This is a genomic window from Stenotrophomonas sp. IS26, assembly GCF_054188265.1.
The window spans coordinates 185,737-205,412 of sequence record NZ_JBSZJV010000003.1 but is presented as its reverse complement, the minus strand read 5'-3'; the positions used below and the strand labels follow the sequence as shown (position 1 = coordinate 205,412).

Here is a 19,676-nt window from a genome sequence, read left to right as displayed (position 1 = left end):
GGCTGCCGTGGGGAAAGTGATGCTCGCGGCGTGGTGCCTGCGCCCTCACTCGGCGCTCGATTCCCTTACCTCCCACCCGGAGTCCGTCATGTCCAATGTCCCGATGTCCCTGTTCCGTTCTCCTTCTCCCGGCCTGTGCCTGCGGGTCACGCGGTGGGCAGCGCTCTGCCTGACCCTCGTCGGTGCAGCACCCGTGCTGGCAGTCGATGCGCCGGCGCCGTTGGTGTTCACCCCGTATGCGTTCGAGACACAGAAGCACGGCACCATCGACGCCGAGGCAGGCTATCTGGAGGTGCCGCGTCGGCATGCCGATCCCAACGGACCGCGCATGCGCCTGCGGGTGGTGCGCCTTCCGGCGACCGGCGGCGATGGCAGTGCGGCCCCGGTGGTGTATCTGGCCGGCGGTCCAGGTGGCTCAGGGATCGGCACCGCGCGCGGACCGCGCTGGCCGGTGTTCTATCAGGTCCGGCGCGAAACCGACGTGCTGCTGCTTGATCAGCGCGGGGCGGGCGAGTCCGAGCCGCCGCCGCCGTGCCCGCACGAGCACACGTTCGACGATGCACAGCCGCTGCAGCGCGATGCCGCGCTCGCCGCGCTGCGTGACGTTGCCGCCCGCTGCGTGGCGTACTGGCGGGAGACGGGCGTGGACCTGGGGGCCTACACCACCGCGGAAAGTGCCGGCGATCTGGAGGACCTGCGGCGTGCGTTGAAGGTGCCGAAGATCAGCCTGTGGGGCATGAGCTATGGCACGCACCTGGCGCTGGCCACGGTGCGCCTGCACGGCGCCGGTCTGGACCGCGTGGTGCTGATGGGGACGGAAGGACCTGATGACACCTTGAAGCTGCCGCTGTCGGCCGATGCGCTGCTGGCGGAGCTGGGCGTGTTGGCCAAAGGAGCGGGCTTCGATGATCTGACCGGCTCGGCCACGCGCGTGCTGGCAGCACTGCGCGAGCAGCCGCGCCAGGGCCGCAGTGCCATGCATGGCGGCAAGCCGGTGATGATCGGCGCGTATGACGCGCAGTTGGCGATCAGCGCCTGTCTCGGGCGCCGCATGACCCAGCAATGGCTGCCGCTGATCCTGCGCGATGCCGAGAACGGCGACTACGATCTGCTGGCGGCGATGGTCCTGCTGCTGCGCAGTGAGTACGGCAGATACGGCGCGATGTCGCTGGCGATGGATGTGGCCTCGGGCCAGACTGCGCAGCGCCGCGCACTGGCCGAGGCGCAATCACGCGAGAGCCTGTTTGGCGATGCGCTGAACTTCCCGTTCCCGGCGCTCGGGGATGGGCTGGGGCTGGTCGATCTTGGCGATGCTTTCAGGGGGCCACTGCGCAGCAACGTGCCGGTACTGTTCATCAGTGGCACGCTGGATGGGCGCACGCCGCCAGCCAACGCCGAGGCGCTGCGGCCGGGGTTCAGCGACAGCCGCACCTTGCGGGTGCGCGGGGCCACCCACGACAACGAGCTGTGGCTCGGGACCCCTGCCATCGCCGCAGGCATCACGGACTTCCTGGCGGGTCGGCCGGTGGGTGATGCGGAGCTGGACGTGGGGGCGCCGGTGTTTGCCAGGAGCAAGAGCGATCTGGTGGATCCGCGGGGGCGCTGAGGGCTGCCGGAAGTGCGACTGTGTGCAGGCGCTGTGGACCGACCGAGGTGTATGGTTTCGGCTGGCCCGGCGCTTGCGCCAACACAGGAGGACGCGATGACCGACCCAACGGTGACTTCCGTGCACGGCACGCCCGATGATTATGGCGACACGCTGTACCGGGTGTATTTCGAAGTCGGGGAATCGGAGGACATCGCCCGCGATGCGATCACCACGTTCCTCGTTCAACGCGCCAGAGACAATCCTGCCTTCGACTTCGACGCCTCGCTCCTGCACGCGCGTCCGCACGGCTACGAAGTGGACCTGCCGATGCAGCTGATTCCCGAGGTGGTGCGGGCGCTGGCCGAGCAGAATGTGGCGGTGTACCAGGTGGTCCGGCTCGGCGGGGTATAGGGGCGCCGCTGGGGCATCACGTGGCATCACATCCGTGCTCGCCTTGGCGCTATCCTTCCGCCAGCGCCAGCCGCACCCTGCGTGCTGGCCGGATCGATACTCTCAACCTGGATAAGGCAGCAATGGCAGATCCTTACAACAGCGGTGGCCGCGCAGGCCCGGCAACCCGGCTCGACGATGCGATGGTGACCACGGCGATGGAGCTGCCCGGCTTCCGCGTGGTGCGCAGCCTGGGCGTGGTGCGCGGCATCACCGTGCGTTCGCGTTCCATCGTGGGCAACTTCCTCGGCGGGCTGCAGACCATCTTCGGCGGCAACATCACCATCTACACGCAGCTGTGCGAGCAGGCGCGCGAAGAGACCTACCGGGACATGTCCAACCATGCGCGGCTGCTGGGCGCCAACGCGATCATCGCGATGCGCTATGACGCTACCGATGTGATGACCGGCCTGACTGAAGTGCTTTGCTACGGCACGGCGGTGATCGTCGAGCCCACGCACGTCTGAGCATCGCGCGCGCGATACGCCCTGAGTATCGCAGCAAGCTCTCATCGGTATTGGCATCCGCGCTGACCAGGGCGGATGCTGTCCGCATGACGATCAACGACACACTTTCTTTCGTCGGGCAGGTGGCCCTGGTCACCGGTGCCGCGGGTGGGCTCGGCTTCGCTTACAGCCGATTGCTGGCGCAGCGCGGCGCACACGTGGTGATGCAGGACGTGGGCGCCACGCCGGACGGCACCGGCCGCGATCCGCAGCGGATCGATCACGCTGTAACGCGTCTGCGTGCAGAGGGGCTCCCTGTCGAGGCCAGCCACCATGACATTGTTACCCGCACTGCGGCTGCCGCACGGGTCGCTGACATTCTGCAGCGACACGGCCGTCTGGATGTGATCCTGCACAATGCTGGCTGGGTCGAGTATCAGCAGACCGATGCGGTGGATGAGGATCGTTTCGACCACATGATGGCGGTCGCGGCCAAGGCGCCGCTGTGGCTGGCGCAGGCGGCATGGCCGGCCATGCAGGCGCAGGGCCATGGCCGCATCGTGCTGACCACCTCCGACCGCGCGCTGTATCCGCAGTACGTGCAGCACGGGCTGGCGGCGTACGCGGCGGCGAAGTCGGCCGCGGTTGGGATCGTCAACGTGCTGGCGGCCGAGGGTGCGGCGCATGGCATCGTGGTCAATGCGGTGTCGCCGGTCGCCAAGACCCGCATGTGGGGCATAGAGGGCGAGCCGGATGAGCTTCATCCAGAAAACGTAGCACCAGGCGTCGTGTTCCTGGCCTCGCGCGCCTGCAGCGAAGGCGGTTGGATCCTGCGTGCGAGCAACGGCCAGTTCCATGCCACTCGGCTGACCGAGGCCGAGGGTGTGCACTATCCGCGCGATCTGCGGGCGGTGCCGGCCGGCAGTGTGGAGGAGGTCGCCGCGCAGTGGCCGGCTATCGCGAAGGCGGCTGTAGAGCCACGCTGAAGGCTGCGCATGTATGGCGCGACCAACGGGGATCACCTCGATCGCCAGCGTGGTTGGGCTGCCGATGGAGATAGTCTCCGTCTACAATCCCCGCATTCACTACATCGAGGGAACGATGGACATCAGGAAATGGATCATAGGTCTTGGCTTTGCTCCATTGATAGCATCATGTTCATGGATGGGACCGTCTTCCCCTACGGTCGATAGAATCACTGAGGCGCGGCGTAACAGCCCTATCGAGGTGAAATTCAGGGGTGTTGGGCCAATCGGTAATGACCTGCTTGAGGTCGTGCAGGTCAGGCCCGTCAGTATCACGGAGGTGCCCTTCCCAGAACGCAAGCGGTATCGGGTTCAAGGCCGGACAGTACTGGCCTTGCGCGCTGGCGGCGCTGCATCTTATGAGTTTCTCCAGCAGCGTGCCGCAGAAGAGGAGGGCGCCCGTACGACACTGGCGGAGCACTATCGTCAATTGGAAGGAAAGATTGGATTACGCTTTGCCAAGGATCGGATGGAGTCTTGGAAGGCGGGTGAGCAGGAGACCTTCAAGGACGACTTCGTCATCGAATGGTGCAAAGGGGCCTGGCGTCATATCGACACTGATTGCGGTTCAAGGCCCGTCGAGGTCATTTCGATGGATCGCTTGCAAAGGATGCAGCGTTCATTCGAAGAGCGCCTTGCCTCCGAGGAAGTCCACAAGGAAATCGAGCAGCGGCGCCTTGAACAGTCTGAGATGGAGCGTCGGCTGCAGAACGCGGCTGAGCTTGACGCACGCAAGGTCGCTATCCGCGCGGACCTGGCTGAACTGCAGCGCTGCACAGGGCACGATGCTCGCGCGTACAGCATGGAGTGCTTCCGCCCGATTCAGTCCTCGCTGTCCAAGCATGTCTCCAACTGCTCCAGGTCTGCATCGTTCGCACGTTCGGATGATCCCGAGGACTTCCTATGCAGTGAAGTCAGCAGTAACTACACCTTGATCGATGACTTCAGAAGACGCGATGGAAGTGGTCGCCCTGGCGCCAAGCTCGAGTGTCTGGAGAAAGATTGCTTCGCTGAGATCTCCGATGACACCAAGATCGGAGACCAGAATGTGAGGGTATTTAGGGCCACCATCGGCATGAGTGGGCCGGTGCTGGTGGGCGTGGATGTCTCCGCTGAGGGCGTCGCAGGTGCGGTGCAGCTTATGCAGTCCAGCGGTTCAGTTGAGCTGGACAACTGGGTCACTGCGCGCGCTCAGAGGTGGCACTACCATCCCGCAACGGAGGGCCACGCAATGAGGGATGGGCAGGCAAAGGTCGTTGTTTCCTTTGAGGTAGTCGCCGAGGATCCCACCTACGGATCGCTGGCCCGCGTGACTTCAGTCAGCAGCTGGGCCGGCGCTGAGGATGGCCAGCAGTAACGCTCCGCCGACTGATGGGCTGCCACAAGGTAGCTATCAATCCGCCAGCACGGCCTCCAACGCGGCCATCGCCTCACGCGCCACGTCACGGGGATCGCGTGCCTTCAGCGCATCGTTGAACACCTCCAGCCCGATCGGCCCGCTGTATCCCATCGCGGCCAGCGCATCGATCAGCGTCTCCAGCGGCCAGAGGCCATCGCCCGGCAGGCAGCGGTGATGGCGCGCCTGCGTGGTGACCTGGCCGGGCAGTGGCTGGGTCAGCACATCCGACAGCTGCACCAGCGCGATGCGCTCCACCGGCACGTCGCGCAGATCGTCGGCGGTGCGCCCGGCGGCGAACAGGTGGAAGGCATCGACCACGATGTCCAGGTTCGGCGCGCCGACCTGCTCGATCTGCTGCCACGCCGAGGGCAGGGTCGAATGCAGGCGACTCCACGCCATGCCTTCGTAGGCGATGCGCAGGCCACGTTCGGCGGCACGCGCGCACAGCCAGCGCAGATCATCGGTGACGCGGTCGGGCACGTAGACGGTCGCTGTGCAGGCGGGCACCAGCACGGTGCCTGCGCCCAGGTCCTTGGCCAGCGCGAGCAGTGACATCGCCTCTGCACGCTTGCCCTCGCGGGTGGCGGCCGAAGCGCCGTCGAAATCCAGCAGCACCTGCACATCGGTGAGCTGAAGGCCGGTGCGCGCAAGGATGGCGTGGACCTCGGCTACCGACGAAGACGCTACATCCTCGCGCCACAGCTCGACCTGTGCGAACCCAGCGGCTGCGGCGGCATCGAGTTTCTCGGGGGTGCTGCCGCCGAGCAGGACGGTGTTGAGGAAGCGCGGGCCGGGCAATGAGGACATCGAGGGGTACACCTTGCAGCGAATCAAACGTCGCCGCCGATGCTAGTGGCTACCGCATCGCCGCGATGTGCAGGCGGCCGGATGTCAGCGAAGCCCCTCCGCCGCGCAGCGGATGCTCAGCCATGCGCCGCCGCCCGGCGCGTCCCCGGCGCGGACCCGGAACCCATGCAGGCCGGCGATGGCGGCCACGATCGACAGCCCCAGCCCGAAGCCCTCGGTCGTCTCGCCGCCGCTGCCGCCGCGGAAGAAGCGCTGGTAGATCAGGCTGCGATCCTGCGGCGGGATGCCGGGGCCGTTGTCGATCACATCGATGCGTGGTGCGCCGTGGTCGTCCGCCGCGCGCAGCACGATCCGGCCCTGCGCCGGGGTGAAGCGCAGCGCGTTGGAGAGGAGGTTGGCCAGCGCCTCGAACAGCAGTTCGCGGTCGCCCCACAGCGTGCCCACCTGCGGGTCGATCTCCAGCAGCAGCTGCTGGTCCTTCTCCTCGGCCAGTGGCAGGTAGAACGCGTGCAGTTCCTGCAGCAGCTCGCCCGCATCCAGTTCCACGAAGGCGGAGCGGCGCTGGTGGCTTTCCAGTTCCGATACGCGCAGCAGTGCGGAAAAACGCGCCATCAACATATCGGTTTCGGTCAGTGCCTTGTCCAGCTGCGCCGCGCGCGGGTCCTCTTCCTCCAGCCCGACGCGGGTGCGGTACAGATGCGCACGCAGACGGGTGAGCGGGGTGCGCAGATCGTGGGCAATGCTGTCGCATACCCCTTTGACCTCGGTCATCAGCTGCTCGATGCGTTCGAGCATGGCGTTGACGATGCTCGACAGGCGGTCGATCTCATCCGGGTGGCCGGAAACGGGCAGGCGCTGGCCGAGGTCGCCGGCGATGATGCGGTTGGTCGCGGCCTCGATCTGCTGGATCCGTTTGAGCGGGCGCCGGCGCAGGATGTGCCAGCCGGCCAGACCGGGAATGATGGTCAACGAGACGCCCCACAGCAGCGCATCGAGGATGATGCTGTTGACCGCGGTGAGCTTGCCGCTCTGGCGAACGAACACCAGCAGGCGGCCATCCTGGGTTTCCACGCCGAGCGCGCGCCCGGGCGCCTTGATCGGCCCACTGCGCAGGGACCAGCGTTCCACCGCCTGCGCGTGTCCGTCGATGCGCAGGCCATCGGGAATCGCCAGGAGTGGGCCGGACAGTCGCTGCCCGCTGCGGCTGAAGATGCCGTAGGCATACGCCCCGTGCAGGTCGTAGCGCAGGCTGTCGCGCAGCGCATCGTCCAGCGCCTGGCCCTCGAACTTCTCGAACAGGTGCGCGCGCTGCTGCAGGCCGGATTCGGCGAGGTCGTTGAGGTAGTCCGAGACGCGCCAGTACATCACCCCCAGCAGTACGCTGGACCAGGCCACGAACAACACGCAGTACAGCCCAAGCAGCCGGCTGCTGGAGGAACGCCAGTGATCAGACATGGTCGTCCAGGACATAGCCGGTGCCACGCACGGTGCGGATCGGCTGGGCACGCCCGGGCTGGTCGATGCGCTTGCGCAGGCGGCCGATGTGGACGTCGATCAGGTTCGTGCCGGGATCGAAGTGGTAGCCCCATACCTCCTGGAACAACATGGTGCGGGTGACCACCTGGCCGGCGTTGCGCACGAGGAATTCCAGCAGTTTGAACTCAGTCGGCAGCAGGGTGATCTCCTCGCCGGCGCGGCGGGCGGTGCGGGTCATCAGGTCCAGCTCCAGGTCACCGGCGCGCAACTGGTTCTCCGCCACGGCTGGCCGCCCATGGCGACGGATCAACACCTCCACGCGGGCCGCCATTTCGTCCGAGGCGAAGGGTTTGGTCAGGTAGTCATCGCCGCCGGCGCGCAGGCCCCGGACCCGCTCATCCACATCGGAAAGGGCGCTGATCATCAGCACCGGGGTGGTGATGCCCTGGCGCCGCAGGGCCGTGACCAGGGCCAGGCCATCCATGCCGGGCAGCATGCGGTCCAGGGTGATCACGGCGTAGTCGCTGCGGCAGGCCATGGCCAGACCGTCCTCGCCATTGCCCACCCGGTCCACCTCGAAGCCGTGGCTGCGCAGTTCCGTGGCGATTTCCTCGGCGGTGACGAGGTCGTCCTCGATGGTGAGTACGCGCGGCATGGGCCACTTTGACAATTGGGACGGGTGCATCGTCGCAACCCCCCGGAGGGACTGCAAATGAAAAATGTTTCATGCGGTTTTCGCCGGATCCTCGCCCCGCTTCTCCTATATTCGCCCCGAGCAGTGGCCCTGCCGCCCGGGTCCATGTGCCCCGTTCACGCCTGGAATACCGTCCCCCATGACCGATCCGCTCCCGTCCTCCCCGGCCCCCGGCCTGTTGTCCGGCCCTTGGCGCCTGCCGCTGCTGGGGCTGGCCGTGGCGTTGGGGCTGGCCGCCTGCAGCAAGGAAGCGCCCAAGGCAAAGGGACCGGCGCCGGAGGTGACGGTGCTGACCCTGCAGGCGCAATCGTTGGCGCTGGCCCAGGAATTGCCCGGGCGCACGGTGGCCTCTCAGGAATCGGACGTACGCCCGCAGGTTTCCGGGGTATTGCAGGCGCGGTTGTTCGAGCAGGGCGAGATGGTGAAGGCCGGGCAGCCGCTGTTCCAGATCGAACCGGCGCTGTACCAGGCCTCGGTGAACGAAGCGCAGGCCAACCTGCGCACGGCCGAGGCCAGTGCGGTGGCGGCGGGGTTGCGTGCGAAGCGCATGCAGCAGCTCGGTGTCGGTCAACTGGCGGCGCAGCAGGACGTGGATGATGCGATGGCCACCCACCACCAGGCCGAGGCGGCGGTGCAGGCGGCGCAGGCGGTGCGCGATACCGCACGCACCAATCTGGGTTTTGCGCGGGTGACCGCGCCGATCAGCGGGCGGATCGGCCGCGCGCTGTTCACCCCGGGCGCGCTGGTGACCAACGGCCAGGCCGAGCCGCTGGCGCGCATCCAGCAGGTGGATCCGATGAACGTGGATATCACCCAGTCCAGCAACGAGTATCTCGCGCTGCGCCGGGCGATCGCCGAGGGCGGCGTGGAAGCGACGACCGCGCCGGTGCAGCTCAAACTGTCCGACGGCACCGATTACGCCGTGACCGGCACGCTGGAATTCGCCGATATCGATGTGGACCAGGAAACCGGCAGCATCACCCTGCGCGCGCAGTTCCCGAATCCACAGGGGCAGCTGCTGCCCGGCATGTACGTGCGCGCCCGGGTCGGGCAGGGCACGCGCCAGCAGGCCCTGCTGGTGCCGCAGGCCGCCGTGGACCGCAGCCCGAAGGGCGAGGCGCTGGCGTGGGTGGTGGGCGCGGACGGGCGCGTGCATCAACGCACGTTCGCGACGGCGCGCGCGGTGGGAGACCAGTGGCTGGTGCTCGATGGCCTGCGTGCCGGTGAGCAGGTCGTGCTCAGTGGCCGCCAGGGGCTGAGCGAAGGCGCCACGGTCCGGATCAAGCCTGCCGGCGAAGCCGCACCGGCCACGGTGCCCGCCGCCGCGCCGGCCGGCGAAGGCTGAGCCGCCGATGCTGCCGCGCTTCTTCATCCACCGCCCGGTCTTCGCCTGGGTCCTGGCCATCTGCATCATGGCGCTGGGCACGATCGCGGTGACCCAGTTGCCGGTGGAGCAGTACCCGGACATCGCGCCACCGCAGGTCAACATCACCGCCAACTACACCGGTGCCTCGGCGCAGACAGTGGAGGACAGCGTCACCCAGGTGATCGAGCAGCAGATCAAGGGCATCGACCACCTGCTGTATTTCTCCTCCACCAGTTCATCTTCGGGCCAGGCGCGGATCACGGTCACCTTCGACCAGCGCGCCAACCCGGATATCGCCCAGGTGCAGGTGCAGAACAGCGTCAACCAGGCGATCAACCGGCTGCCCCAGGAAGTGCAGCAGCAGGGCGTCACCGTGGCCAAATCGCAGGGCGATTCGCTGATGGTGGTGTCGCTGTATGACACCCACCGGCGCATGGAGCGGGTGGACGTCTCCGATTTCCTGGTCAGCAACGTGCAGGATCCGATCAGCCGCATTCCCGGTGTGGGCGAGATCAACGTGTTCGGTTCGCCCTATGCGATGCGTATCTGGCTGGACCCGCACAAGCTGCGCGCGTTCGATCTGATGCCCTCGGATGTGCGCACCGCGATCCAGGCGCAGAACACCCAGGTCACCGCCGGTGAGCTGGGCGCGTTGCCAACCGGCCCGGAGCAGGCGCTCAACGCCACCGTCACCGCCCAGTCGCGGCTGCAGACCGCCGAGCAGTTCCGCGCGATCATCCTGCGCACCCTGCCCAGCGGCGCGGCCGTGCACCTGAGCGATGTGGCGCGAGTGGAAATCGGCGCGGAAAACTACCAGACCAGCAGCTTCCTCAACGGCTATCCCGCCGCAGGTTTCTCAGTGACGCTGGCCTCCGGCGCCAATGCGCTGGAAACCGCCGATGCGGTGCGCGCCGAGATCGAGCGGCTGCGCCCGAGCTTCCCGCCCGGGCTGGAAGTGGCCTACCCGCGCGACAGCACGCCGTTCGTGCGGGTCTCCATCGAGGGTGTCATCCACACCCTGATCGAGGCGATCGTGCTGGTCGTGGTGGTGATGTTCCTGTTCCTGCAGAACCTGCGCGCGACGCTGATCCCGGCGATCACCGTGCCGGTGGTGTTGCTGGGCACGTTCGGCGTGCTGGCGCTGGCCGGCTTCACCATCAACACGCTCACCCTGTTCGCGATGGTGCTGGCGATCGGCTTGTTGGTGGATGATGCGATCGTGGTGGTGGAGAACGTCGAACGCATCATCCATGAGGAACACCTGCCGCCGCGCGAGGCGACCGAGAAATCGATGGGCGAGATCACCGGTGCGCTGGTCGGCATCACCGTGGTGCTCGGCGCGGTGTTCCTGCCGATGGCCTTGTTCGGCGGCTCCACCGGCATCATCTACCGGCAGTTCTCGATCACGATCGCCTCGGCGATGGCGCTGTCGGCACTGGTCGCGCTGACGCTCACCCCGGCGTTGTGCGCGACCCTGCTCAAGCCATCGAGCGCGCAGAAGCCACCGGGCCGTTTCTTCGCCTGGTTCAACCGCGGCGTGGAGCGCAGCCAGAACGGCTATCGCGGCAAGCTGGGCGGCATCGTGGCGCACCCGCGGGGCTGGATGGCCTTCTACGTGCTGCTGGTGGTGGGTGTGGTCGCCTTGTATGCACGGATGCCGACCGGCTTCCTGCCGGTGGAGGACCAAGGGCAGGTGACGTTTCAGTTCTCCACCCCGGAAGGCACGCCGATGGCGCGCACCGAGGCGCTCGGCGAGCAGATCAGCCGCTACTTCATGGAACACGAGAAGGACAGCCTGGACGTGGTGTTCGTGGTGCTCGGCCGCAACAACGCCGGCACCGGGCAGAACGCGGGGCAGGGGTTCATGGCGCTCAAGCCGTGGTCCGAACGCGATGCCAAGCACAGCGCCGGGGCGATCATCGCCCGCGCCAACGCGCACTTCCGCAACCTGCCCGATGCGAAGGTCAACGTGCTGGCGCCGCCGGCGGTGCGTGGGTTGGGACAGTCCAGCGGGTTCGAATTGTGGTTGCAGGACAACAGCGCTGCCGGCAGGCCGGCGCTGCAGGCCGCGCAGGCAAAGGTGGTGCAGGCCGCCAGCGATGACGACCGGCTCACCTCGGTGCGGTTGAATGGTCTTGGCGACAAGGCCGAGCTGCATCTGGACATCGACCAGGCCCAAGCCAGCGCGCTGGGCCTGGCCCAGGCCGACATCAATTCAACGCTGTCCTCGGCGTGGGGCGGCACCTACGTCAACGACTTCCTGGACCGCGGCCGGGTCAAGCGTGTGTACGTGCAGGGCGACCAGCCCTACCGCAGCGTGCCCGACGACATCGGCCAGTGGTATGTGCGCGGCAGCAACGGGCAGATGGCCTCGTTCGCCAGTTTCGCCAGCAGCCATTGGTCGCGCGGGCCGCAGTTGCAGCAGCGCTTCAACGGCCTGCCGGCGATGCAGATCCAAGGCAGTGCCGCCGAAGGGCGCAGCTCGGGCGAGGCGATGCAGACCATGCAGTCCCTTGTGGCCGACCAGCCCGGTTTTGAACTGCAGTGGAGCGGGCTGTCCTACCAGGAGCAGCTCTCCAGCAATCAGACGCTGTGGCTGTATGCAGCGTCCATTGCCTTCATCTTCCTGTGCCTGGCCGCGCTCTACGAGAGCTGGACGGTGCCGGTGGCGGTGATGCTGGTGATCCCGCTGGGCGTGATCGGCACGGTGATCGCCACCACCGCGGCGGGCTTCGTCAACGACATCTACTTCCAGGTGGGGCTGCTGACCACGATCGGTCTATCGGCCAAGAATGCGATCCTGATCGTGGAGTTCGCCGAGGCCGAGTACCGCGCGGGCAGCTCGGCGGTGGAGGCGGCACTGAAGGGCGCGCGCCTGCGCCTGCGGCCGATCGTGATGACCTCGCTGGCCTTCGTGGCTGGCGTGATTCCGCTGGCACTGGCGAGCGGCGCTGGTGCGGTGAGCCGGCGCGAGATCGGTGTCAGCGTGATCGGCGGCATGCTCTCCGGCACGCTGCTGGCGATCCTGCTGGTGCCGCTGTTCTTCGTGCTGGTGCGGCGCCTGGGCAAGGGCCGGCCCGATTCGGCGGCAAAACACTGAACGGCGTTGCCTCCCCGGACCCCCGATTTCATCTTTTTGACCCATTCCGTTCACGGTGTCCATGCCGGTGCGCCATTAGCGTAGATCGTCCCCACACCGCTTGGAGACACGCCATGAATCCCCTGCAGACGGTCGCCCGGACCATGCGAAACGGGCTGGAAGAAGTGGCGGCCCTGCTGGTCGGCCAGCGCGCCGAGTCACTGCGCCAGGACGATACCGCCGCGCCCGGGGTGGGCATCCCGATGCCGCGCCGGCTGCCGCTCAAGCGCCCGCTGTTGCATGGGCGCAAAGGCATGGCCCCGTGGCAGAAGGTCGGCCCGGGCCGCCGCTAAGGACGCTTGGCATCGGAAGGGTGGTTGACCCCGTCGTTGACCGGCACCTGCCCGATATCAAACGGATTGACCCCGTCCAGACACCCGACGTTGTAGCCGTATTCGTCCGGTGAAGAGCGGCGCTGATGATGTGTATAGATGCCGCACACGCCGCAGAAGTGGTGTCGGGCCACATGCGTGTTGAACTGATACAGCCGCAGTGCGTCGTGGCCCTGCACGATCTCCAGATCGGCCAGCTTCACCGAGGCCACGATCGCGCCGCGTCGCCGGCACATCGAACAGTCGCAGCGGCGGGGTGAGACCACGCCGTCCGGCAGATGCAGGCGCAGGACGACGGCCCCGCAATGGCAGCGCAGCAGATGGTGGCGCTGGATGGGCACCCCGCCCACGGTGGTCAGACCCTGCATGCTGGGCGCTTCCTTGATGGCCGTTGATAGCGCAAGTATGCGACCGGCCGGGGGGGCGGAGCCAGCCGGTGCAGGGCCCCCGGGGTGAACGGCGGCCCGAAGCTGAACAGGCTCGACATGCGGCGCACACAGGGGTTATGGCTAACTAGCGCCCCGGATAGACGACGGATCGATGCGTGAAGAAGGCAGGACGATGGGGGCTGGCGCTGCTGATGCTGCTGGCGGCGCTGTGGATCACCGGTTTGCTGGCCTACCAGCTGCCGGGTCCGGGGTGGGTGCGGTATCTGCTGGTCGGGCTGTGGGTCGTGTTCGCCGTCACCGGGGCGATCGGGGTGGCGCGTGCGCGCGCCGGGCGCTGGTCGGGCGTGCTGTACGGCGTGGCGCTGGTGGTCTCGGGCATCTGGTGGCTGCTGCTCACCCCGCGGCAGGATCGCATCTGGGCCGATGATGTCGCCCAGCGGCTGAAGGTGGTCGAGGTGGATGGCCCGCGCGTGGTGCTCGACAACGTGCGTGATTTCACCTGGCGCAGCGAGACCGACTACGACGCGCGCTGGGTGCGCCGCGAGTACAACCTGGACCAGCTGCGCTCGGCCGACCTGATCCTGTCCTACTGGATGGGCCCCATGATCGCGCACACGCTGATCTCGTTCGGCTTCGACGACGGTCGCTACCTGGTGTTCTCGCTGGAGATCCGCAAGGAGCGCGGCGAGTCGTTCTCCGCGCTGGGCGGGTTCTTCCGCAAGTTCGAGATGACCCTGGTCGCTTCGGAGGAAACCGACATCGTGCGCACGCGCACCAATGCGCGGGGCGAAGATGTCTATCTGTACCGCCTGCACGGCATGACCCAGGAGCAGCTCAAGGCGCTGTTCGTGTCCTACCTCGGCGAGGCCCGCAGGCTCGATGCCGCGCCGGCGTTCTACAACACGCTGACCAGCAACTGCACGACCATTGTGTACGAACTGGCCAAGCAGATCGCGCCGGGCCTGCCGATGGACTACCGGCTGCTGGCCTCGGGCTATTTCGCCGAATACGCGCGCGATCTGGGGGTGCTCACGCCGGGGGTACCGTTCGAGACGCTGAAGGCACGCGGGCGGATTACCGACCGTGCGCGGGCGAGCAATGCAAACGATGATTTTTCACAGGTGATCCGCCGGGATGTTCCGGGGACAGGGCAGGGAAGCGTTCCATGAGATCCATTGTGAAACTGCTCGCGCACCGCGCGTTGCCGATGACGGCCGTGGTGCTCTCGCTGCTGCTCTCCAGCGGCTGTGCGATGGTCACCATGAAGCAGGTGGCCCCGACCGAGTACCTGGCCAACAAGCGTGGCGACGTGCTCACCTCGGGCAAGCTCAGCGCCGCCTCGCAGGAAACGCTGAGCGTGATCGGCATGGACGTGGCGCAGTGCGAAAAGGATGTGACTGCCTGCCAGAAGACCCTCGCCGACACCGATGTCCTGCCCGAAGAGCAGCGCCTGTCGGCGCAGTCCGAGCTCTGGGTGAAGACCGCGCTCGCGCTGACCCCCAAGCCCAAGGACCGCGAGAAAACGCCGATGTCCGATGCCGCGCTGGATGCATGGCTGGAAGCGGCGCGGTATGCGTATGCGTACCTGTTCTTCAGCGGGCGCACGCCTTCGGACCGCGCCTTCGAGGATCGCCAGACGCAGGTGCGCGATTACTACAATTACGCCGCCGAGCAGACCGCCTCGGTGGTGTTCAAGCGCAGCCGCGAGAGTGCGCTGGAAGGCGAGGATTACAACGCGGCCGTGGCAGGGGAGCGCTGGACGCTGACCTCCGATTTCGATGAGCTGCGCATGCAGAGCATCCCGACCCGGATGGTGTCCGCCTCGGCGGTGAGTTTTGCCGGGCTGCGCAGCACCTATCGCCGCGACGGCTTCGGCGCCGAGCTGGTGGTGATCATGGACCCCCCCAAGCTGGTTGCACCGGCCGACGGCGGGAAGGCGGAGATTCCGCAGTACAGCGAGATGTCGGCGATCAACGCCACCGCCCTGCTGCGCTTCAAGGGCGACAATCTGCAGCAGGTGCTCGATACCACCCAGGTGCTGTTTGATGTGTACTCGCCCGAGTCCACCGAGAGCGTGGACCTGCACGGTGAGAAGGTACCGCTGGCGGGCAACTTCACCGCGGCCTACGGCTTGTGGCTGGCCCAGTCCGGCTTTGCCACGCAGTCGCTGCGCACGCTGTTCGGCATGAGCGAAGGCATCGGCGCGCCGCACATGTACCTGATGCAGCCGTGGGACCCCAACCGCCGCATCATCTTCATGCTGCACGGCCTGGGCAGCAGCCCGGAAGCCTGGGTCAACGTGGCCAACGAGATCATGGGCGATCCCGAGCTGCGCCGGCACTTCCAGGTCTGGCAGGTGTACTACCCGACCAACGCCCCGATCGCGCTGAACCGCTACGAGATCAACCAGGCCTTCAACAACACGCTCAAGCACTTCGACCCGACCGGCAGCACGCCGGCCGCCAAGGACATGGTGTTCATCGGCCACAGCATGGGCGGCGTGCTTGCACGCCTGCTGGTGACCTCCTCCGGCGATGTGCTGTGGAACGATCTGCTGGCCAACTACGATCTCAAGGGCGAGCGCCTGAAGCGCGTCGAAGCCAAGCTCGGCCCGCTGCTGCACTTCACCGCCGAGCCGAACGTGGAGCGGGTGATTTTCATCGCCGCGCCGCACAAGGGCACGGACATCGCGGGCAACCGGCTGGGGCGCCTGATCGGCCGGCTGGTGCGGTTGCCGATCACCATCCTGGGCAAGTTCGAGGATGTGTTCCTGACCCTGCAGGAATCCGAATCGGCCAACACCACCACGAAGCTGCAGGTGCCCAACAGCATCGACAACCTCAAGGCCAGCGATCCCTTCGTGAAGGCGGCTGGCGCACTGCCGATCACCCCGGGCCTGAAGTACCACTCGATCATCGCCCAGCGTAAACCGGACGTGCCGCTGCTGCAGTCCGACGATGGCCTGGTGCCGTACTGGAGCGCGCATCTGGAGGGGGCGGTATCGGAGAAGGTGATCCTCTCCGGGCACAGCGTGCAGGAGACCCCGCAGGCCGTGCTGGAGATCCGCCGCATCCTGCGTGAGGATCTGAAAGAGGTCGGCGACACGCATCCGTGAGGAGGCGCACGCCATGCCACCTCGCTCAGATCCGCCGCGCCACCGCCACGCTGAGCATCGCCAGCACCAGCATGATCGCGAAGGTCAGCAGGTAGCCCAGTGCTTCCCGGCCCTCCAGGAACAGCGCGAACAGCGAACCGGAGACGGCCAGCGTAGTCGCCACGCCCAAGGCCTCGCTGAGCTGCAGGGCGGAGGTGTTGGCGCCCTGGTGTGCCGGCGCTGACAGCGACAACGTGAGCACCGAGAGGCTGGGATAGATCAGCCCCATGCCCAGCCCGGTCAGCACCCAACCGACCATCGCCGACCATAGCGGCATGCCGGGCTGGATCGCCAGCGACGTGGCCAGGATGCCCACGCACATCAACAGCGCGCCGGACTGCAGCAACTGCCGGCGTGACCAGCCCCGCTGCTGGTGGCCCTGCAGCCACGAGCCGGCAAACCAACCCAACGCGCCCAGGCTCAATGCCACGCCCGCCAACAGCGGGGTCAGGCCGCGTTCTCGCTGCAGCAGCAAGGGCAGGAACGCTTCGCAACCGAAGAACGCAGAGGCCGCGATCCCACGCAGCGCGATCACGCTGGGCAGGCCGCGGCGCAGGGTCAACGTGCCGGCAGGCAGGAGCTTCCAACTGCACAGTGCCAGCACGGCCAGGGCCGGCACCAGCAGCGCGGGCGCGAGCCATCCCTGCTGCTGGCCGCCGACATACAGCGCGAGCGCGCCGAGGGAGGCACCCACGGCCCAGGGCACCACGTTGCGGCCGGTGCTGCCCGCGGCCACTACGCCGACCTGGCGCAGGGCCGGGCGCAGCAGCAACGCCGCCGGAATGGCCAGCAGCGGCACGATCAGGAACACCCAGCGCCAGCCCAGGTGCTGCACGATCAGGCCGCTGATGCTGGGGCCGATCAGCGAAGGCACCACCCAACCGGCGGAGAATGCGGCGAACACGCGCGGCCGCATCGGCTCGGGGAACGAGCGCCCGACCAGCACATACAGCGCCACGGAAATCGCGCCGGCCCCCAGCCCCTGCATCAGGCGCCCAAGCACCAGCACCGGCATGTGCTGGGCGAAGCCGGCGACCAGCAGGCCGGCGATGAAGCACGCCAGGCCCAGCCACAGCGGGCGCGCCGGGCCCTGCTGGTCGCTCCAGCGCCCGGACAGCGTCATCCCGATCACGCTGGTGGCCAGGGTGCCGCCGAACGCCAGCGCGTACAGCCGCAGCCCGTCCAGGTCATGGGCCACCGTGGGCATCGCTGCGGCCACGGCCAACGCCTCGAAGCCATGCAGCGAGACCAGCGCGACCATGCCGATCGTGGTCGCCCGGTACGCCGGCGACAGGATCGAGGGGATCGGCGTGTCCTCCACCGGAGCGGTGGCGGGCGGAGAGGAAACTTCAGCGGACATGCGGGTTCCAGACATCGGGAGGAGGGCCGGGCTTGCAGTGCACCCCCAGCGGCGCGCAGGATGCCACCTGAACCATGGTTGAGGTCAAGCAGTGATCGCGCAGGAACTGAGTGTAGGCGAGGTCGCCAAACGGAGCGGGGTGGCCGTATCGGCGTTGCATTTCTATGAGCGCAAGGGTTTGATCCGCAGCCTGCGCACCGCCGGCAACCAGCGTCGCTTCGCCCGCGATGTGCTGCGCCGGCTGGCGGTGATCCGGGTGGCGCAGCGGGTCGGCATGCCGCTGGAGGCGGTCGCGACCGCATTTGCGGCGCTGCCGGAGAACAAGACGCCGACCAAGGCCGAGTGGGCGAAGATGTCGGCGTTGTGGCGCAGCGAGCTGGACCAGCGCATCGAGCAGTTGCTGCTGCTGCGTGACCAGCTCACCGACTGCATCGGCTGCGGGTGCCTGTCATTGAAGCGCTGCCGCCTGACCAACCCCGGTGATGCGCTCGGCGATCAGGGCGATGGCCCGCGCCGCTGGGAGTAGTGCCGGCCGCTGGCCGGCGTCGGCCTCACCAGACAGTGAATACCTGCCCGCTCTGGATCCCTTCCACGCTGCGCTGGTAGGCCAGCGATGCGCGCTGCGCGGTCACCGGTTCAAAGCCCGGGAAGTACGCGCCGTAGTCATCCATCGATTCGGCCAGCACATTCGGGCTCACGGCATTGATGCGCAGCCCCCGCGGCAGCAGCTCGCAGGCGGCGGCGCGCACGAAACCTTCCAGCGCGGCATTGGCCGCCGTGGCGTTTGCGCCATCGCGGATCGGCTGGGCGCTGATGATGCCGCTGGTCAGGGTGATCGAGCCGCCGGTGTTCAGGTGATGCTGGGCAGCCAGACTCAGCCGCACCTGGCCGAGCAGCTTGTCCTGCAGGCCGAGATTGAAGTCGGCAGGCCGCATCTGGGCCAGCGGACCGAAGTGGACCCGGCCGGTGGTCGCGATCACGGCATCGACCGTGCCTACTTTCGCGAACAGCGCCTGCACGCTGGCATCGTCGGTCAGATCGACCTGCACATCGCCGCCGTGGCGGCCGGCGCGGATCAGTTCATGGTGGACGCCAAGCGTGCTGGCGACCGCCTGGCCCAAGGTGCCGCTGGCACCGACAAGCAGGATCTTCATGTGCATGTCTCCCGTAAACGTAGGGGGTAGAGCTACGCCATGCGTGGCTGCGCTTGGTCGTCAATCATTCGCCGCCGACAATGCCTGCCCGCGCGTCGTCGCCGCGTCGATCGCGCGCGCGACCATGGCTTCAAAGCCGTCGGCCTGTAAACGCTCGATCGCGGCCTGGGTGGTGCCGTTCGGCGAGGTCACGCGGCGACGCAGTTCGGCCGGGGCTTCGCCGGATTCATCGAGCATGCGCGACGCACCGAGCAGCGTCTGCACCACCAGCGTGCGGGCCGCGTTGGCGGGCAGGCCCTGGGCGATACCGGCCGCTTCCATCGCTTCGGCCAGCAGGAACACGTAGGCCGGGCCACTGCCGGAGACGGCGGTGACGGCGTCCATGCGCGCTTCGTCATCGATCCACACGGTGCGGCCGGCGCTGGCCAGCACGGTGTCGGCCTGCGCGCGCTGCGCGGCGCTGACCGTGGCGGTGGCGAACAGTCCGGTGACACCGGCGCCGAGCAGGGCGGGCGTGTTGGGCATCGCGCGGACCACCGCCATGCCACCGCCCAGCCAACGGTCCAGCTGGCCGCTGGTGATGCCCGCGGCGATGGAGACCACCAGCGGTCGCTTGCCTTGGGCGATACCGGTCAGCGAGGCGCAGACATCACGCAGCACCTGCGGTTTGACTGCCAGCACCCAGACCGTGCCCTGCGCGGCGGCCTCGCTCGCGCTGGCATAGGTCTTGACGCCGAATTCGGCGGTCAGCTGCTCACGCAGTTCGGTCACCGGCTCGGCGACATGGAGGCTGGCCGGGGCCACGCCCTGGCGGACCAGGCCGGCGATCAGGCTGCGGGCCATGTTGCCGCCGCCGATGAAGGTGATGGGGGACGTGCTCATGAACTCTCCTTGGAA

At 67.4% G+C, this 19,676-nt stretch carries 18 protein-coding genes; 11 read left to right on the top strand and 7 right to left on the bottom strand.

The genetic code is table 11. From position 1 onward, the window contains the following. Positions 1 to 88 precede the first annotated feature (88 nt). The 5 genes from ACW6W5_RS04575 to ACW6W5_RS04555 all read left to right on the top strand — a co-directional run bounded on the left by ACW6W5_RS04575 (position 89) and on the right by ACW6W5_RS04555 (position 4,866). A complete protein-coding gene (locus ACW6W5_RS04575) occupies positions 89 to 1,606 on the top strand; it encodes an alpha/beta fold hydrolase (protein WP_226956719.1) in 1,518 nt (505 codons plus the stop codon). A 96-nt stretch (positions 1,607 to 1,702) separates the two neighbouring features. Beyond that, on the top strand, positions 1,703 to 1,999 hold the full coding sequence (locus tag ACW6W5_RS04570; RefSeq protein ID WP_226956720.1) for a hypothetical protein: 297 nt from the start codon (positions 1,703 to 1,705) through the stop codon (positions 1,997 to 1,999). 122 nt (positions 2,000 to 2,121) lie between these two features. Continuing rightward, the gene (locus tag ACW6W5_RS04565) at positions 2,122 to 2,505 is read left to right on the top strand and encodes a YbjQ family protein (RefSeq protein ID WP_121043079.1); all 384 of its coding nucleotides are present in this window, start codon (positions 2,122 to 2,124) and stop codon (positions 2,503 to 2,505) included. A gap of 86 nt (positions 2,506 to 2,591) precedes the next feature. Further along, positions 2,592 to 3,470, top strand: coding sequence for an SDR family NAD(P)-dependent oxidoreductase (locus tag ACW6W5_RS04560; protein WP_458233617.1), 879 nt, complete (start codon positions 2,592 to 2,594; stop codon positions 3,468 to 3,470). Positions 3,471 to 3,483: 13 nt separating this feature from the next. After that, positions 3,484 to 4,866: a TonB family protein gene (locus ACW6W5_RS04555; RefSeq protein ID WP_152153585.1), complete on the top strand. Its 1,383-nt coding sequence runs from the start codon at positions 3,484 to 3,486 to the stop codon at positions 4,864 to 4,866. A gap of 36 nt (positions 4,867 to 4,902) precedes the next feature. On the opposite strand, the gene ACW6W5_RS04550 is transcribed toward ACW6W5_RS04555, so the two are convergent. The 3 genes from ACW6W5_RS04550 to ACW6W5_RS04540 all read right to left on the bottom strand — a co-directional run bounded on the left by ACW6W5_RS04550 (position 4,903) and on the right by ACW6W5_RS04540 (position 7,846). Continuing rightward, positions 4,903 to 5,715, bottom strand: coding sequence for a sugar phosphate isomerase/epimerase family protein (locus ACW6W5_RS04550; RefSeq protein WP_152153583.1), 813 nt, complete (start codon positions 5,713 to 5,715; stop codon positions 4,903 to 4,905). 84 nt (positions 5,716 to 5,799) lie between these two features. Beyond that, positions 5,800 to 7,170, bottom strand: coding sequence for a sensor histidine kinase (locus ACW6W5_RS04545; RefSeq protein ID WP_152153581.1), 1,371 nt, complete (start codon positions 7,168 to 7,170; stop codon positions 5,800 to 5,802). Further along, complete coding sequence (locus tag ACW6W5_RS04540) at positions 7,163 to 7,846, bottom strand: response regulator transcription factor (protein WP_152153579.1); 684 nt, start codon at positions 7,844 to 7,846, stop codon at positions 7,163 to 7,165. The genes ACW6W5_RS04545 and ACW6W5_RS04540 overlap by 8 nt, the downstream gene beginning before the upstream one ends. Before the next feature lie 178 nt (positions 7,847 to 8,024). Between ACW6W5_RS04540 and ACW6W5_RS04535 the strand changes: the two genes are divergently transcribed. The 3 genes from ACW6W5_RS04535 (at position 8,025) to ACW6W5_RS04525 (ending at position 12,683) form a co-directional block, all read left to right on the top strand. Continuing rightward, positions 8,025 to 9,230: an efflux RND transporter periplasmic adaptor subunit gene (locus tag ACW6W5_RS04535; RefSeq protein ID WP_226956680.1), complete on the top strand. Its 1,206-nt coding sequence runs from the start codon at positions 8,025 to 8,027 to the stop codon at positions 9,228 to 9,230. A gap of 7 nt (positions 9,231 to 9,237) precedes the next feature. After that, the gene (locus ACW6W5_RS04530; protein ID WP_152153577.1) at positions 9,238 to 12,351 is read left to right on the top strand and encodes an efflux RND transporter permease subunit; all 3,114 of its coding nucleotides are present in this window, start codon (positions 9,238 to 9,240) and stop codon (positions 12,349 to 12,351) included. Between the two features lie 113 nt (positions 12,352 to 12,464). Then, positions 12,465 to 12,683: a hypothetical protein gene (locus ACW6W5_RS04525; protein WP_121043093.1), complete on the top strand. Its 219-nt coding sequence runs from the start codon at positions 12,465 to 12,467 to the stop codon at positions 12,681 to 12,683. On the opposite strand, the gene ACW6W5_RS04520 is transcribed toward ACW6W5_RS04525, so the two are convergent. Then, positions 12,680 to 13,090 (bottom strand): GFA family protein, encoded by a 411-nt coding sequence (locus ACW6W5_RS04520; protein ID WP_152153575.1) that lies wholly within the window; start codon positions 13,088 to 13,090, stop codon positions 12,680 to 12,682. The two genes, ACW6W5_RS04525 and ACW6W5_RS04520, sit on opposite strands and share 4 nt — an antisense overlap. 212 nt (positions 13,091 to 13,302) lie before the next feature. Here ACW6W5_RS04520 and ACW6W5_RS04515 point away from each other — a divergent pair, with 212 nt between their 5' ends. Beyond that, the gene (locus ACW6W5_RS04515) at positions 13,303 to 14,280 is read left to right on the top strand and encodes an Lnb N-terminal periplasmic domain-containing protein (protein WP_152153598.1); all 978 of its coding nucleotides are present in this window, start codon (positions 13,303 to 13,305) and stop codon (positions 14,278 to 14,280) included. Beyond that, on the top strand, positions 14,277 to 16,226 hold the full coding sequence (locus ACW6W5_RS04510) for an esterase/lipase family protein (protein WP_121043099.1): 1,950 nt from the start codon (positions 14,277 to 14,279) through the stop codon (positions 16,224 to 16,226). Before ACW6W5_RS04515 ends, ACW6W5_RS04510 begins: the two co-directional genes overlap by 4 nt. A gap of 25 nt (positions 16,227 to 16,251) precedes the next feature. On the opposite strand, the gene ACW6W5_RS04505 is transcribed toward ACW6W5_RS04510, so the two are convergent. Beyond that, a complete protein-coding gene (locus tag ACW6W5_RS04505; protein ID WP_121043101.1) occupies positions 16,252 to 17,625 on the bottom strand; it encodes an MFS transporter in 1,374 nt (457 codons plus the stop codon). A 91-nt stretch (positions 17,626 to 17,716) separates the two neighbouring features. On the opposite strand from ACW6W5_RS04505, the gene soxR reads away from it, so the two are divergent. Continuing rightward, complete coding sequence (gene soxR / locus ACW6W5_RS04500; RefSeq protein WP_183073810.1) at positions 17,717 to 18,151, top strand: redox-sensitive transcriptional activator SoxR; 435 nt, start codon at positions 17,717 to 17,719, stop codon at positions 18,149 to 18,151. A gap of 25 nt (positions 18,152 to 18,176) precedes the next feature. Here the strand turns inward: soxR and ACW6W5_RS04495 are convergent, their stop codons facing one another. After that, on the bottom strand, positions 18,177 to 18,779 hold the full coding sequence (locus ACW6W5_RS04495) for a short chain dehydrogenase (RefSeq protein WP_152153573.1): 603 nt from the start codon (positions 18,777 to 18,779) through the stop codon (positions 18,177 to 18,179). A 60-nt stretch (positions 18,780 to 18,839) separates the two neighbouring features. Continuing rightward, positions 18,840 to 19,661: a pyrroline-5-carboxylate reductase gene (proC, locus tag ACW6W5_RS04490; protein WP_152153571.1), complete on the bottom strand. Its 822-nt coding sequence runs from the start codon at positions 19,659 to 19,661 to the stop codon at positions 18,840 to 18,842. Positions 19,662 to 19,676: the final 15 nt, after the last annotated feature.

Excerpts from the sequence above, each read along its gene's own strand:
- ACW6W5_RS04575 (WP_226956719.1), top strand. The coding sequence starts at position 89 with ATGTCCAATGTCCCGATGTCCCTGTTCCGTTCTCCTTCTCCCGGCCTG.
- ACW6W5_RS04550 (WP_152153583.1), bottom strand. The coding sequence starts at position 5,715 with ATGTCCTCATTGCCCGGCCCGCGCTTCCTCAACACCGTCCTGCTCGGC.
- proC (WP_152153571.1), bottom strand. The coding sequence starts at position 19,661 with ATGAGCACGTCCCCCATCACCTTCATCGGCGGCGGCAACATGGCCCGC.
- ACW6W5_RS04560 (WP_458233617.1), top strand. The coding sequence starts at position 2,592 with ATGACGATCAACGACACACTTTCTTTCGTCGGGCAGGTGGCCCTGGTC.
- ACW6W5_RS04515 (WP_152153598.1), top strand. The coding sequence starts at position 13,303 with ATGCTGCTGGCGGCGCTGTGGATCACCGGTTTGCTGGCCTACCAGCTG.
- ACW6W5_RS04505 (WP_121043101.1), bottom strand. The coding sequence starts at position 17,625 with ATGTCCGCTGAAGTTTCCTCTCCGCCCGCCACCGCTCCGGTGGAGGAC.
- ACW6W5_RS04540 (WP_152153579.1), bottom strand. The coding sequence starts at position 7,846 with ATGCCGCGCGTACTCACCATCGAGGACGACCTCGTCACCGCCGAGGAA.
- ACW6W5_RS04545 (WP_152153581.1), bottom strand. The coding sequence starts at position 7,170 with ATGTCTGATCACTGGCGTTCCTCCAGCAGCCGGCTGCTTGGGCTGTAC.
- ACW6W5_RS04530 (WP_152153577.1), top strand. The coding sequence starts at position 9,238 with ATGCTGCCGCGCTTCTTCATCCACCGCCCGGTCTTCGCCTGGGTCCTG.
- ACW6W5_RS04570 (WP_226956720.1), top strand. The coding sequence starts at position 1,703 with ATGACCGACCCAACGGTGACTTCCGTGCACGGCACGCCCGATGATTAT.
- ACW6W5_RS04525 (WP_121043093.1), top strand. The coding sequence starts at position 12,465 with ATGAATCCCCTGCAGACGGTCGCCCGGACCATGCGAAACGGGCTGGAA.
- ACW6W5_RS04510 (WP_121043099.1), top strand. The coding sequence starts at position 14,277 with ATGAGATCCATTGTGAAACTGCTCGCGCACCGCGCGTTGCCGATGACG.
- ACW6W5_RS04565 (WP_121043079.1), top strand. The coding sequence starts at position 2,122 with ATGGCAGATCCTTACAACAGCGGTGGCCGCGCAGGCCCGGCAACCCGG.
- ACW6W5_RS04495 (WP_152153573.1), bottom strand. The coding sequence starts at position 18,779 with ATGAAGATCCTGCTTGTCGGTGCCAGCGGCACCTTGGGCCAGGCGGTC.
- ACW6W5_RS04555 (WP_152153585.1), top strand. The coding sequence starts at position 3,484 with ATGGCGCGACCAACGGGGATCACCTCGATCGCCAGCGTGGTTGGGCTG.
- ACW6W5_RS04535 (WP_226956680.1), top strand. The coding sequence starts at position 8,025 with ATGACCGATCCGCTCCCGTCCTCCCCGGCCCCCGGCCTGTTGTCCGGC.
- ACW6W5_RS04520 (WP_152153575.1), bottom strand. The coding sequence starts at position 13,090 with ATGCAGGGTCTGACCACCGTGGGCGGGGTGCCCATCCAGCGCCACCAT.